The following is a 14,232-nucleotide window of genomic DNA, read 5'->3' on the forward strand; positions in this document are numbered from 1 at the left end:
GCGAGGACTCCGCCGAAGGTGACGTCCAGGTCCTCCGCGAGGACCTGGACGAGCTGGAGAATCCGTGGACGGGCTGTGAGTCCAGGATGCTGATGAGCCTTCCGAGTTGGCTCCGAGGCCTGTGTCCGACAGCATTCCCTCAGAACGTTGGCCTGTCGCCTGATGACGGCACCGGCTGCTCGGCCCGGAGGACGCGGCCGGGGGCGGTCTGGCCTGCGGTGAGTTTGGAGAGGAGGGTTTCGCTGATGCCGCGGACGGAGCCGTCGCTGTGCAGTACTTCCATGACGGGGACGTCGTACTGGAAGCTCTTGCGCACCTTCGACATCACTTCCATGGCCATCAGGGAGTCCATACCGTACTCCCTCAGCGGCTTGGTCGGATCGATCTGTTCGGCGGGCATCTGCAGGATGTCCGCGACTAGGGCGATGAAGGCCTCTTCCATGATCTGCAGTGCTTCCTCGGGCGGTACGCCGTCGAGCCGGGTGAGTAGTTCCTCCAGCCGGTAACCGGTTCCGGGGAGGGGCGGAGGGACGACGGAGCGGAAACGGGGCCGGGTCACCGAAGGAGCCAGGACCGTCATGCCTGACCAGTCGCAGCGGGCGTAGGCGGCGACGTCCCTGTTGTGAGCGTGCAGGTGGTCGAGCGCGGCGCAGGCCTGGTCGGGGGAGACGGGCATTAGTCCGGCCATGGCGACGGCGGCTGTGAGGCCCCGGCGGGCGACGTAGCCGGTCTCGCCGATCGCTCCCCAGGCGATGGCCATGCCGGGTTGTCCCTGGTGGCGGCGCTTGCGGGTGAAGGCTTCGGTGTAGAGGTTCGCGGCCGCGTAGTTCGCCTGATGGTGGTTGCCGATCCATGCGTTCAGGGAGGAGTACACCGTCAGCGGGACTTCCTTCCCGCGGGTGCACTGGTCGAGGATCAGGGTGCCGGCCATTTTGGGGGCCAGGACCGCCCGGACGTGCTCGTCGCTGAGGTCTGTGAGTTCGCCGTCCTCCAAGTGCAGGACGGAGTGGATGATGCCGCGCAAGGGGTGTTCGGCTGTGTCGGTCTGCCGCATGATCTCACGCATGGCCTCTGTGTCGGTGACGTCCGCGGCGTGCACGTTCACCGTGGCGCCGTGTGCGGCCAGCCGGGCGAGGACGGACCGGGCCTCGGGACTCTCCATGCCCCGGCGGCCGACCAGCGCCAAGTGCCGGGCGCCGCGCTCGGCGAGATGCACGGCCGTGCGCGCGCCGAGGCCGCTGAGCCCTCCCACGACCAGGTAGCTGCCCTGCGGATCCGGTGCCTCCGGCTCGGGGGAGGTACTGACGGGCACCGGTTCGTCGAAGGTGAGGAGCACCTTGCCGATGTGCCGGGAATGCTGGAGCAGCTGGAAGGCGTCTTGAGCGCGCGTGGCCGGATACGCCTGGTGCAGGAGAGGCCGGTAGGCCCCTGTGCGCACGCGCTCGTGCAGGTTCTCCACTGCGGGCAGGAGCTCATGAAGACGGAAGGCGAGTCGGCCGAGGTCCATGACGTGCAGTGAGGCGTTGTCGGCCAGGGGCTTGACCTGCATGCGACTGTTGGCGTATAGATCACGTTTGCCCAGCTCCACAAAGCGTCCGCCGGGGGCCAGGACCTCCATGCTGCGTGCGGCGGCTTCGCCGCTGAGGGAGTTGAGGACGACATCGACGCCGCGGCCTCCGGTGAGCTCACGTACCTGGTCCGCGAAGCGCAGGTCGCGGGAGTCGAAGACGTGCTCGACGCCGAGCACGGTCAGCAGGTCCCGTTTGACGGGGGAGCCGGCGGTCGCGATCACCTTCGCTCCGATGAGGTGCGCGTGCTGGAGGGCAGCCAGGCCGACCCCGCCCGCGCCTCCGTGCACGAGCACCGTTTCATCCTTGCGTAGGCGTGCCAGTGTCTCCAGGCCGCGCTGAGCGGTGAGGAACGCCACGGGCAGGGTGGCGGCCTCGGTGAACGTCATGCCTTCGGGGATCCTGCGCACCACATGCGCGGGGACGCAAGTGTGGCTGGTCCCGGCGTACATGACTCCGTAGACGCGGTCCCCGACGGCGATGCCGGTGACGCCGGGTCCGACGGCGGTCACCACGCCCGAGCCCTCCATGCCCAGGAACTCCTCGGAGGCCAGACCTTCCTCGGCCAAGGCGGGAAGCAACCCCGTCACCACGAGAACGTCACGGTAGTTGAGGGCGACGGCGCGTAGCGCGATGGTTACCTCACCGGGGCCGGGCCGCGGCGTGGGGGCCTGGTCCCAGGCGAGCCGGTACCCCAGCCCGACGCGGTCGACCGTCAGGCGGTGGCTGGTGGCCGTGCCGTCGTGCAGCTCGACGGTCCGCGGTGCGTGGATCACTCGGGGGACGAACCGACCACCCCGGGTGAGAACGACTTCGTCCTCGTTCTCCTCATGGGCCGGTTGCAGCTCGGCCACCAGCCGCAGGGCGTCCGTGTCCGGGTCGGCGCCGCGCTCCAGGGACACTCGCGCGACGGACAGCGCCGGCAGTTCGGCGGCCATGACCCGGGCGGCACCCCAGGCAGCGGCCTGTCCCGGGAACTCCGGGCGCTCGGGCGCCGGAAGGGCTCCGGTGGGATGACTGACGAGCACGAAGCGGTGCGCATCGAGGCCGCCGCCCGTGCCGCGGTCCCGGGCGATCGCGCGCAGGGTGGCCAGGCGGTTCAGCGCGAGGTCGACCACTTCCTCCGGTGTCCCCTCCTCCACACGCCGGTCCTCTTCCGCGCTGAGCAGGTAGGCGATTCCCCAGCGGGCGGGATGGGCGTCCCGTGCGGGGTACGTGCCCGCGCGTGCGTCGGCGGCCGGCAGGACGCGAACATGCGGGCTGCCTGCCGCGAGCAGCCTGTCGGTGAGCGCTTGTGTCAGGTTCCGTTCCGAGTCGTCTTCGGTGACCAGAAGCCAGGGCAGCGGTTCGGCAGGCTGCGCCGAGGCGGCCACGGGGGCGGCAGGCGGAACGGTTCCTTGCCTGCGTGCCATCAGTACGGAGAACTCTTCGCTGATCGGTGGGCCCGCGGCACCGGTCTGCACGACGTCGTCGAAGCCGTTCTCCCGCAGGATCGACGGCCATCGGTCCCGTGAAAGCAGGAGCGACTCCGGTCGCAGCTCGTCGCCCTCGTGGCTCCAAAAGCTTTCCAGTGCTCCGAAGATCGGTACGAGCATCTGGGGGTTGTGGACCTCGACGGCGAGCAGATGCCCGCCCGGAGCACACAGCGTCGCCAGTCGCCGCACAGCAGCACTGAGGCCCTTCGCCGTGTGCAGTGAGAAGCCGGCCACGATGACATCGAAGCCTGCCGGTTCGAAGCCCTGTTCCACAGGGTCGGCGTCGAGGTCCAGCGGCCGGTATTCGAGGCAATCGGATTCGGCGAAGCGAGCTTGGGCGGCGGCGAAGTACATGGGCGAGACGTCGGTGAAGACGTAGCGGGTGCGGTCGGCGGGCAGCACCGGCAGCAGCCATGCGGTGAGCCCCCCCGTGCCCGCACCCACCTCCAGGACGCGCAGCGGCCGGTCTGCGGGCCAGGCTTCCACGACTTTCCTCAACAGCGCCCGCGCGAAGCGGTTGTGCAGCATGACGACCGGCTCAACGTCGTAGAACTGCTGCACCAGCTCAGCACCCTCGACGAACAGCTCCATCGGATCCCGCTTGCCGCACAGCACATCGGGGGTGTGGAGAAGTGCACGAACGCTGAGCACGCTGGACGGAACGTTGTCCGGGACCGACAGCAAGAAGTCCCGGACGGGGGCATCTGTGGCGGAGGAAACGAAACGCCAGGCTTCGCCGTCGCGTCGCAGGTTCCCGAAACGCTCAGCCATGCTGATCAGCATCCACAGATAGCGTTCCTGCCCGCGCTCGACACCGGCCTGGAACAAGTCCTCCAGTGTGAACTCCTCCCTTCCGCCCACCAAGGTCCGGAACACCTTGCAAATCGCCTGGCCCGTGCCACCCCGCCAGATACGGACGGCCCGTGCATGGCGGGCGTCCGACCCATCGGCGCGAAGGCTGTCGAGCTCCGCCTGTGCTGCCGCGAGCATGGCTCCGGGGGCGATGGGCGGCAAGGGGTCCGGCTGTCGGCCGGGCAGCGGCGCGGCGCGCAGCACCGTGATGTATTCCGCCGCGTCGTCGGCCGCTCGCGCCGGAATGCTCTGCATCCGGCAGCCGTCCATGGTGACGGCGACGGCGCCGGTGTCGTCGGCGACCGTGATGTCGCAAACGACTTCGCGCGGTGTCCGCAACCGCTGACGCAGGTGGACCCACCCGGTGGGCGGCGGCGTCCGCCACACCCGTACCCGGCCGATCGCCGAGGGCAGGTATGCCGTCTGGGCGTCGCTCAGCAACGCTGCGCAGGAGTGCCATGCGGCATCGAGCAGCGGGGGGAAGGCCATATAGCCTCCATAGCCGTCCTCGGAGGGCGAGCAGTGGTACGAGGCGAGGACCTCTTGGTCGCAGAAGTGGATGTCCCGCAGGGCCCGGAAGGTCTGCCCGTAGCGCAGCTCCGCTCTCGTGAGCATGGCGTAGAGCTGCTCCGCGTCCATGCGGCTGGTCATGCGGGCACGCACCGCCGCGAGATCGAGGTCCCGCGGCGGGGTGGGGGTGGCCAGGCGGCGGGCCCGGCCACGGGCGTGCATGCGCCAGGGGCCCATTTCGCCGGTGCGGCTGGCGACGCGCCAAATGCCGTCCTCGTCCGACAGCGACGTCTGCAGCCGCACGTCCATGGTCGCGTCCCACGGCAGGGGCAGGCCCCGGGGGATGTCGATGGTGTCCAGTTCGACCGGTCCCGCGAAGACCTCGCGGCCGGCCGCGAGCGCCAGTTCCACGTAGCCGGTCGCCGGCATGACCACCGCGCCGCCGACGTTGTGGTCCCCCAGCCACGGGGTGCGCGTGCGCTCGACCGTCGCGTACCAGGCGGGCTCCAGGGTGGGCAGCCGTTCGCCGAGGAGGGGGTGGACGAGCACGCCGTCGCCGCTGACGCGGGTCCAGTCCTCCGGTGCGCCGTGCCAGTGCCGTTCATGCTGCCAGGGGTAGGCCGGCAGGTCCGTCACCCGGCCGGGGACGGGGAACAGGGCTCGCGGGTCCGCGTCCGGGCTGCCGCATGCCAGCACCCGGGCGGCCGCCTGCCGCACGCCCAGCGGACCGGCGGTGGACCTGTCCATGGCCGGCACCACCGTGAACGGCGCCTGCGGGCGCTCGGCCGCGAGCCGTGACAGCGCGCCGCGCAGGGTCGGCTGCGGCCCGATCTCCACGACCGCCGCGAGTCCGCAGGCGGCCAGTTCGCGGACGGCGTCCGCGAACCGGACCCGGCAGCGCATGTTGCGCCACCAGTACTCTGCGTCGAGCCCCCCGGGCCGCACCCGCTGTCCAGTGACGGTCGAGTACATCGGGATCCGGGGCTCTCCCGGCACCAGGTCCGTGAGCGCCCGGCGCAGCTCCTGCTCCACGCCGTCCATGGCCGCTGTGTGGAAGGCGTAGTCACCCGGCAGTTCGCGGAAGGCGACGTCCCGCGACACCAGCGCACGGCCCAGGCTCCGCAGGGCCTCGCCCTCTCCGGAGAGGGTGACGTCGCGGGCGCTGTTGACGGCGGCGATCTCCAGCAGCCCGTCGTACGCCGCGATGGCCTCGATTGCCTCCTCCGGGCTCAGGGCCGCCACCGCCATGCGGCCGGTTCCCGCTGTCGCGGCCTGGGCACGGCTACGCTCGACGACCGCACGCGCCGCAGAGGCGGCGTCGAGCGCCCCGCAGACGTAGGCGGCGGTCAGCTCTCCTCCGCTGTGGCCGACCACCGCGCCGGCACGTACTCCGTAGGACTCCAGCAGCCTCACCAGTCCCACCTGGAGCGTGAACAGCGCGGGCTGTGCGTACAGGGTGTCGGTCATAGGCCGCTGCGGCCGCTCGCCGTCCTGCGGGGGCGGCGCGGCCAGAAGCTCGGTGACGGACCAGCCGAGCAGGGGCCGCAGGTGAGCGTCCGCCTCTTCGGCACCGGCCCGGAAGGCGGGCTCGGCCGCCATCAGATCAGCGGCCATGCCGTCCCACTGGCTGCCGTTCCCGGAGAAGACGAAGGCCACCCGGCCCGCGCCGCCCGAACGTACCTCGACCGCGTCCGTCACCACGCCGTCAGCCGCCAGTGAGGCCAGCTGCCGGGCGGCGTCCTCGGGGGTGTCGGCGAGCACGGCGGCCCGATGCTCGTGGCGGCCCCGGCGGCAGGTCGCCGTCCAGCACACGTCGTGGAACGCCTCGTCCCCCGCCTCCTCCAGCCGCCCGGCCATCGCGGTGGCGGCCTCGGCGAGTGCTTGCCCGGTGCGTGCCGAGACGACCAGGGGCAGCGGCCCCTTGGAGCGTACGCCGGGCGGGGGCTCCTGGGGAGAACCGGCCAGTACGACGTGGGCGTTGGCCCCGCCGAAGCCGAAGCTGTTCACGCCCACGACGCCCGGGGACGACACGGTCAGCGGCTGTGGCCCGGTGACCGGGGCGAGATTGAGGGCGGCGAAGTCGATGTCCGGGTTGGCCGGGGCGGCGTGCAGGCTGGCCGGGATCCGGCCGTGCCGCAGCACCATGACGCCCTTGAGGAGCCCCGTCACGCCCGAAGCCGGCTCTCCATGGCCCAGGTTGGACTTCACCGACCCGATCGGCAGGGCTCCGGTCGCGCGTCGCACGCCCAGCGCCTGCCCGATCGCCTCGCATTCCACCGGGTCACCCACCGGGGTACCGGTGCCGTGCGCCTCGAAGTACACCAGGTCGTCCGCACCGATCCCGGCCCGTCCGTACACCTCTTCCAGCAGCCGCCGCTGCATCTCGGCACTGGGCGTCGCCAGTCCCGACGTACCGCCGTCGCTGTTGACGCCGCTGGCGACGATCACCCCGTGGATGCGGTCCCCCGCGGCCACGGCGTCGGCCAGCCGCTTCATCAGCACCACCCCGCCGCCCTCGGACCGCACGTAACCGGTCGCTCCCGCGGAGAACGGTGCGCACCGTCCCTTCGGTGACAGCATCGAGGCCCGCGAGAAGCCCACGAACGCGAGCGGGTTGACCAGGACGTTCACTCCGCCCGCGATAGCGGACCCACAACGGCCCGAGCGCAGTGCCTCGCACGCCTGGTGGACGGCCACCAGCGAGGAGGAGCAGGCGGTGTCCACCGCCATGCTCGGACCGCGCAGATCGAAGGCGAGGGAGACGCGGTTGGCGGTGAGCGACAGCGCGTTGCCGCTCATAGTGTGCCCGCTGATCTGTTCCGGCCGGGTCATCTGCATGCTGCCGTAGGACATGTCCGACACCCCGACGAAGACCGCCGTGTCGGAACCGGCGAGGCCCGCCGGATCGACGGCCGCGTCGTCGAACGCTTCCGCCGTCAGCTCCAGCAGCAGCCGTTGTTGCGGGTCCATCCGCCTGGCCTCGCTCGGAGAGATGCGGAAGTACGCCGCGTCGAAGGCCGCGACGTCCCGCAGGTACCCTCCCGCAAACGTGTAACTCCTGCCCAGCCGCTCGGGATCTGGGTCCCATAGCCGCGCCGGGTCGAACCGGCCCTCCGGCGGGGCCGGGCTGACCAGGTCCCGCCCCTCGGCCAGCGCCTCCCACAGCCCGCGTGGGTCGTCGATCCCCCCCGGCAACCGGCACGCCATTCCGACCAGAGCGATCGCTTCCCCGGACGAAGAGACCAACGTGTCCCAGAACTCCATGTAACCCCCCAATACCGCAGCGGACGCGAATATCCCTCTCAACAGACCTAGATATCCATATAACGTCAGATCCATCCATTGATCGGAATTACCGTTGTGATGAATGATCATTCATTTGTTCGTGTCTGCGCAGGGTCACATTCGGCTGCTTCAACTGGGCCTGAAGCCAGACATCCGGTCCGCCCGAGATCGCTGCGGCCGGTGTTGTGGGGGCTCCCGGACGGGGTCCGTATCATCTGGCGCAACGGTCGCCGGTACAGCACATTGGGCGGAAGACCTCGCGGTCGAAGGCGGTACCGGGCCGCCATGGCCGACGCGTCTCCCGCGATGTACATGCTGGTCGGCGAGGGACGGGATGCCCTTGATTCCGCGCCGTCGTAGGTATTCGCGGATAGCGCGGGGCGAATACGCCTTGTCAGCGAGGACCAGATCCTCTCTGACCAGAGGGCACCCAACGGGCCGCGGTACCCGCTTATCACCATGACCCGCTCGAAGACCGGCGCCTTTCCGACGTGCCCAAGCGCGAGGACGAAACGCGGCAGGCAGCAACGGCCATCGGCAGCCGTGTGGATCTTCGTTGTAACCTCGCCCTCGAGTAGCTCGGGGACATGACCACCGGCTCGCCTGCCAGGACTTTTTTGGACGGGCCGCCCGCGTACTGGTGCGCACGCACGAGGGCCGCGTCGGCCGCGACCGCCCACTCCAAGCCTTCTTCCGCGTGCGCCTGGGCCGCCAGGGTCGTGAGGTCCCATTCCCCGTCGATCGCGCAGATCGCAGCCATGTGCAAGCGCCTTTCTGCGAGCCGTACTTTTCCGGCAGGTGAAGGCGATCCTTGTCTGCCAACCCGGCGCCAACGCTCGGACTGAATCCCGCGCCGACCCCCGGCGGCTGAGTGACGGGAATCGCGGCGGGCGTCGGCAGCCCTACTTGCCCGGCACGGCCGTCTCACCACCCGTCGCGCAGGTGGTCGGCGTGGCATGAGCCGGGTCGAGCGCGTTGGGTCACCAGGTGGAAGGTGACGGGATCCGCCAGGGCCGGGGCCCAGTGCTCGCTCGTGTCCAGCGGGCAGACGTCCTGGAGCAGGACGTTGTCGACGCCGGGTCCCAAGAGGAACTGGGAGCGACAGGGCACAACCATCTCGTCGTAACGCGTCGCGACGACCGTGTACCGCGCTCCCGGCACCACGTCGCCGTCGCGGTTGAACGCTTGGAGGAAGTCGGATCCCGCGAGTTGCTCGCGCAGCGCGGGGTGGTGGAGGAGGTTGCGGGCTGCGGGGACAGCGCCTGCCACCGCGTGCAGCCCCAGGAGGGTGGTGCCGTGGCTGCTGGGCGCCAGGCCGACGAGGTGGTGAACCTTAGGAGCGCCGCGAGGAACCGCAGGTAGAAGCGCGGCATCATGCCGCCCTGCGAGTGACCGACGATGTCCACCTGCCGAGCGTGGACCGTCGCGAGGACCGTGTCGACGAACGAGGCGGGTTCGCGGGCCGAGTGGGCGATCGGTCCGAGGCCGGCCAAGCCCGCGGCGTCGGGCATCCGCCCGTAGTCCAGGGAGAAGACGCAGTAGCCGCGTCGCATCAGGTGTCCCGCGAGCGCCGGCCAGGTGGCCGAAAAGTCCAGCCAGGTGCCGTTGGACGAGGACCACGGGACGCGGATGAGCGGCCGGCAGCCCGGGTCGTTCCAACCGCCTCGCCGCCCGGCCGGGGCGAGGGACGCGACGGCCGGCTTCAGATGGTGCCTGGCGGCACGGTACTCAGACGCATCCCTTCAGCCTCGATCGTCTCGCTGGCGATGAGGGCTTGGTCGCCGCTGACGTCCGTCATGTAGACGAAGGGCGGCACCACGGGGGGAACAGTCAGAGCGTCGGCGTCGAAGGTGAGGCACAGCAGGCCCTGGACGCAACCGTGGAACCGGGTGAGGTACAAGGTGGCTTCCCCGCCGAGGCGGAGTTCGTCAATGGCGAGGGAGAGTTCGCGCCCGCTGTCGCGGGTGTGCAGCCGGTAGTCGGAGAGGGAGGCGGCGCGCATCCGCAGCACCATGACCTTACGGGGGCCGGCGGCGGTCGCCAGGCGGCTGATCCCGGCGATGGTGAAACCCTGCGGGGCGAAGCGGCTCGTGGTGACCGTCGGAGGTGACAGCACCGCAAGGGAAGCGGGGCGGCCAGGCGCGGGGACGGGGAGGACGGTGGCGGTGGTCAGGAGGACGACCGGCAGGACGGCGGAGAGGATCGGCGAAGACGGCGTGCCGGGGCGGTGGGAGAGTTCCTCGGGAGGATTGGGCGCCGCGGTGGGAATCCAGGCGCATCCCATCGCTCCGCCGGCGATCCCCAGCAGCATGCCGAGGAAGAACCCTCCGAGGTTGCTGGCCGCGAAGGAGAACACGGACAGGATGACGGCGTGGATCCCGACGTAGTGGCGGGTGTGGGGAAGGAACAGCAGGAACAGTCCTGCGACGATCAGGGCGATGCCGATGCCCAGCGCGGCGATGCCGCCGAATCCGAGCCCGATAAGGACGTTCCAGGGGACAAGGGGCACGGCGAGGAACTCCGTGCCCGCGGCGATCAACAGGACGCCCGCCCAGAACGGGCGGGTCCGCCGCCACCCGCGCAGCCGATCGCGGGGGCAGCGGCCGGAGGGGCGGCGGGAGGTCAGAAGCACGCCGGTCCGTCCATGCTGACGTTGAGCCGGAGCCCCTTGAGACGGAAGTTGCCCCCGGTGACGGACCAGGAGTGGCTGCGGACCCCGCTCACTTCCACCTCGCCGGCCTGGAGCCCGAAGCGGCCCGGCTGGCCCCTGACTTCGGGAACCCGGTCCAAGGTGGAGGCGTCCCGCCCGATCTCGGCCTGCCCGAACCGTGCATCGCCGGTCAGGTCGTCACCGTGCAGGACGAGGTTGCTTACCGTCACCGGCCCCGCCTTGCCGCCGGCCGTCAGCTTGAAAGTGACCCGGCCGACGGGCGTGTCGATCCGCGCGGCCTGGCAGATGTCCGAGAGCCGCGCGTCGCCGATACCGAGAGCGGCTCCGGGCCGCCCCGCGCCATCCGTGGTCCGGGCGACATCGACGTAGGAAACCAGCCCCTTGCTGGACAGCGAGCCGGCCGACACCTGAAAGGCCGTGCCGGACACCGCGAAGGACGACGCCAGCACGCCGTCCGCCATGGCCGCTCCCATGGCTCCCACGGCCAGCAGGGCGGGCAGCGCGACCACCACGGCCTTCCGCCACGCCGTGCGCCCCTCGCCGAGCTCCCCGGCCACCGCATTCGCCCCCTCCGTACCGCCCCCGCTGCCATAGGCTGCATGCCCACCGATGCGGCGGTCACGCCCGGGGGCATGTCACTCGACCGGGTGATGCGCTCGATTCCACTCTTGGGCGGAAATACGTTCGTGGGGCGAACGGTACGTCGGTCTGGGCTATGGAAGGCCGGTATGCAGCAGGGGATGATGGGACGCGCCCGTGCCGAGACAGCTCGCCGTGGTGGTCCTTGGCCGGGGAGCCCTTGCGCTCGGCGGTTGACAAGGGAAGGCCAAGCGCCCCCGTCGTAGTACGCGTTCGCCCTCTCAGAGGCTGTTGCCGTTCCGAACCTGAAGGCGGCGTTTTAGCTGGTCAGGCATAGAGTCGGTTATTCCGTGGGAGTTGTGGACCGTTCACTAGGCAAGCGGACTGTCGGAATTGAAGATGTCGGTCTCCGAAGCTTGACCGCCGCGCCAGACACCTCAGCCACCGTCGAGGCTCTGCCACGAACCGTCTCCTCACACCGATGAACCCCGGCGGGCAAGGACCTCGAAGACGAGTTCGAGTCCGTCCTCCTTATCGGAGCCCCAGTTGTACTCGCGGGAAAAACAACGGAGTGGCCTGTGCTGACCCGTAGCTCAGGTGGGAGGAGTCGGCTCCGGCAACTCGGCGATAGGCGCGTCGGCCAGCGTGAGGCCGCTGCCCTTCAGCTCGGGGATGTACTTGTAGATCGTGTTCCGGCTGACGCCGAGGAGTTTGGCGATCGAGGTGACGGTGTTCTCGGGGCGGGTGAGCAGGTCCCGGGCGTGGCGTACCTGTTCCTCGGTCATGGCGGGTGGTCGGTCCAGCCAGCCGGGCCACCGTGGCGGACCAGGAGGCGCATCAGAGGGCCCGGCGTCCGAAGCCGGCGAGGCTGGCCGGTCCTGCCTACCCTCCGGGCGGTCGTCGAGGAGAAGCTGGCACTGAGCTGGTCGCCCTAACAGATCGCTGGCTGGCTACGGCGCCGGTTCCCCGACGACCGGACGATGCATATCTCGCACGAGGCCATTTACCTGGCGTTGCACGACCCGCGCCGGCAGGCCATCAACCGCAAGCTGACCCAGCGGTGTCTGATGACTCTTGCCCGGGTGGTGGATCTGTGCCGTGCCGGGCAGGAGTCTGGCATGACCGCCGGACGGTCCTAGCGGTGGGCGTGATCACAGCCGAAGATCCGGTTCCGGAGCTCCTCGGCGGGGATCCCTCGAAGTGGTGTGATGACCACTTTTCGATGGACCGGCCTCACTCCGACGAGTGTGTGCGGACCATCGAGGCGGTCCGATGGTTGCAGGGGGCTGTCGAATTCACTCCTCCGATGCCCCGGCGCCCGTTTGGGATGACGTCCGGGCGGCCTGCGGAGCGGGATCACTGGATGTCAGTCGACAGCGATTCCCGTCGCAGGACAGGGGTTCGGCATCTTTTCCGGCCTGCTCATCGGACGATTTGACCGGCATGCTCGGCTGCCCGTAGGAAACGGACTCACCGCCGGATCCTGCCCGCGGCAAGTCCTTCCCGTCGGCTGCCTGCCCGGCAGCCGGGAAAGGACGACCTTCCAGCCAATGAGCCAGCCGCCTCCGCCCTTCTCCCCGGGCGACTTCGTACGCCCCCCTTGCCTCCAAGGAGTAGTTGATGTCTGCTGCACGTACTCGTCTGGCCGCCGCCGCGGTGGCTGTCGCCGCGTCCGTCGTGGTCCTCGGCCAGGCGTCCGTCGCGATGGCCGACGACCACCACGGTCACGGCCTGGGCTCGCTGCCGGTGGCGATCGTCTCCCCGGCGCCGGGGAAGATCACCAAGGAGCGCAAGGTCACCGACACCTACCAGTACGACGCGAAGGCTTCCGGATCCTCGGAGGAGTCGTCGTCCGCCGGTGGTGCGTCCGCGCCCTCGGCGCCCGAGCCCGGGCCCGTCTCCAACGTCAAGGACACGGCCAACTCCGCCGCCCAGGCCGTTACCTCGGGTGTCGGCGCCACCGCCGATTCCGCCCTGAAGTAACCGGGCCCGGCCCGCTCCGGGCGCTTCCGCCCGGAGCGGGCCGGTCGATCAGCCCCCCCAGCGCCGAGCGCGCCGCACCGGATCAGCCGCACTGGATTACCAGTGCGGCGCGGCCGGTCGTGCCCCGTGCAGCCGCAGGCGCTGAACGACTCTTTTCGGAGGACAAGTGCGCAATTCCTCGCAATCCGTCCACACGCGCAGGGTGGTTGCAGCGGTGGCTTTCCTGGGCGCCCTGCTGCCCAGCACCCAGCTGCCGGCTGACGCGGCCCCGAGCCACACCAGGACGTACACCACGCGGGGCAACCACAGTTTCACCGTGCCCAAGGGTGTGGGGTCCATCGACATCACGCTCTGGGGTGCCGGCGGAGGAGGAGCCGGCGGCGGGGGAGGCGGAGGCGGAGGCGGGGCAGGCGGTTACAACGGGCACACCGGCGGTGGCGGCGGAGCCGGCGCGGGCAGTGGAGGTGCCGGCGGCGGCAGCGGGGCCGTGACGCACTGCACGGTCAAGGTCTCCGCAAACGACCACCTCACCATCACCGTCGGAGCCGGAGGTTCCAAGGGCGTAGGCGGTGACAAGGGGCATGGCGGGGTCGGCAGAAAGAATGACACCTATGGCAGCAGTGGCACCAAGGGCGGAGACGGGGGGCCCGGCGGTGACGGAGGCACCACCGTCCTCAAGCTTCCCGACGGAACCGTCGTCGCACGTGCCGGCGGCGGCAAGGGCGGCGGTGCGGGCAAGGGCGGCCAACCCGGAGGCGGGGGCCAAAAAAGCAGCCGGGGCAGCCACGGTGTCGGAGGCTCGGCCTCCAAGGGCGGCGCCGGCGGAACCGGCAGCTGCTCCGGCGCCGCCAGTGGCACCAGCGATCAGGGCACACCAGGCAAGGACGGCCCCACACCATTCGGCGCCCACGACTACCACAGGTGGGACTACGGGGGCCACGGCGGTGTGCCCAGGAGGGGCGGCGGAGCCGGCGGCCGGCCCCACGGAGCACATCCGGGCGACGCCGGCCACGGAGGCACAGGAGCCGAATCAGGCTACGGCGGCGATGGTGCCAGCTCTTCCTACCGAAGCGAATGCCGTGGGTTCGACGGCGGCATCGGCTACGGCGCCAGCTGGGGGGAGGGACCCGGTAAACCAGGGGCAGCCCGCATCACTTGGTCCTGAACGGGTGCGGCAACCACCCTCCATGGCTCGTTCCCGCGCTCGAGCCTGCGCCGGGCGCACGCTCGTGGGAATCACCGAGCCGCTCAGGGGCCGCGCGGAGTACGACCGCGCCCGGTGGGCAGTGCCGGAGCAGACGACCGTCGA

At 70.3% G+C, this 14,232-nt stretch carries 6 protein-coding genes; 1 reads left to right on the forward strand and 5 read right to left on the reverse strand.

Annotated elements, in window-relative coordinates; genetic code table 11:
• Positions 1–139: 139 nt before the first annotated feature.
• From ACH4PU_RS22250 to ACH4PU_RS22270, 5 genes are all read right to left on the reverse strand, one after another.
• Complete coding sequence (locus ACH4PU_RS22250) at positions 140–7,669, reverse strand: SDR family NAD(P)-dependent oxidoreductase (protein ID WP_398274621.1); 7,530 nt, start codon at positions 7,667–7,669, stop codon at positions 140–142.
• 945 nt (positions 7,670–8,614) lie between these two features.
• Positions 8,615–8,959, reverse strand: coding sequence for a hypothetical protein (locus ACH4PU_RS22255; RefSeq protein ID WP_398274624.1), 345 nt, complete (start codon positions 8,957–8,959; stop codon positions 8,615–8,617).
• A gap of 433 nt (positions 8,960–9,392) precedes the next feature.
• Positions 9,393–10,322, reverse strand: a complete 930-nt coding sequence (locus tag ACH4PU_RS22260) for a DUF6114 domain-containing protein (protein ID WP_398274627.1) — start codon at positions 10,320–10,322, stop codon at positions 9,393–9,395.
• Positions 10,313–10,918 (reverse strand): DUF6230 family protein, encoded by a 606-nt coding sequence (locus ACH4PU_RS22265; protein WP_398274630.1) that lies wholly within the window; start codon positions 10,916–10,918, stop codon positions 10,313–10,315. Before ACH4PU_RS22265 ends, ACH4PU_RS22260 begins: the two co-directional genes overlap by 10 nt.
• 615 nt (positions 10,919–11,533) lie before the next feature.
• Entirely contained in the window at positions 11,534–11,725 is a 192-nt protein-coding gene (locus ACH4PU_RS22270; RefSeq protein ID WP_398274633.1) for an HTH domain-containing protein, read from the reverse strand.
• Positions 11,726–12,560: 835 nt separating this feature from the next.
• Here ACH4PU_RS22270 and ACH4PU_RS22275 point away from each other — a divergent pair.
• Positions 12,561–12,923, forward strand: a complete 363-nt coding sequence (locus tag ACH4PU_RS22275) for a hypothetical protein (RefSeq protein ID WP_398274636.1) — start codon at positions 12,561–12,563, stop codon at positions 12,921–12,923.
• Positions 12,924–14,232 lie beyond the last annotated feature (1,309 nt).

The organism is Streptomyces sp. NPDC021100 (assembly GCF_044333095.1).
In the GTDB taxonomy this organism is placed as follows: domain Bacteria; phylum Actinomycetota; class Actinomycetes; order Streptomycetales; family Streptomycetaceae; genus Streptomyces.

Excerpts from the sequence above, each read along its gene's own strand:
- ACH4PU_RS22250 (WP_398274621.1), bottom strand. The coding sequence starts at position 7,669 with ATGGAGTTCTGGGACACGTTGGTCTCTTCGTCCGGGGAAGCGATCGCT.
- ACH4PU_RS22270 (WP_398274633.1), bottom strand. The coding sequence starts at position 11,725 with ATGACCGAGGAACAGGTACGCCACGCCCGGGACCTGCTCACCCGCCCC.
- ACH4PU_RS22275 (WP_398274636.1), top strand. The coding sequence starts at position 12,561 with ATGTCTGCTGCACGTACTCGTCTGGCCGCCGCCGCGGTGGCTGTCGCC.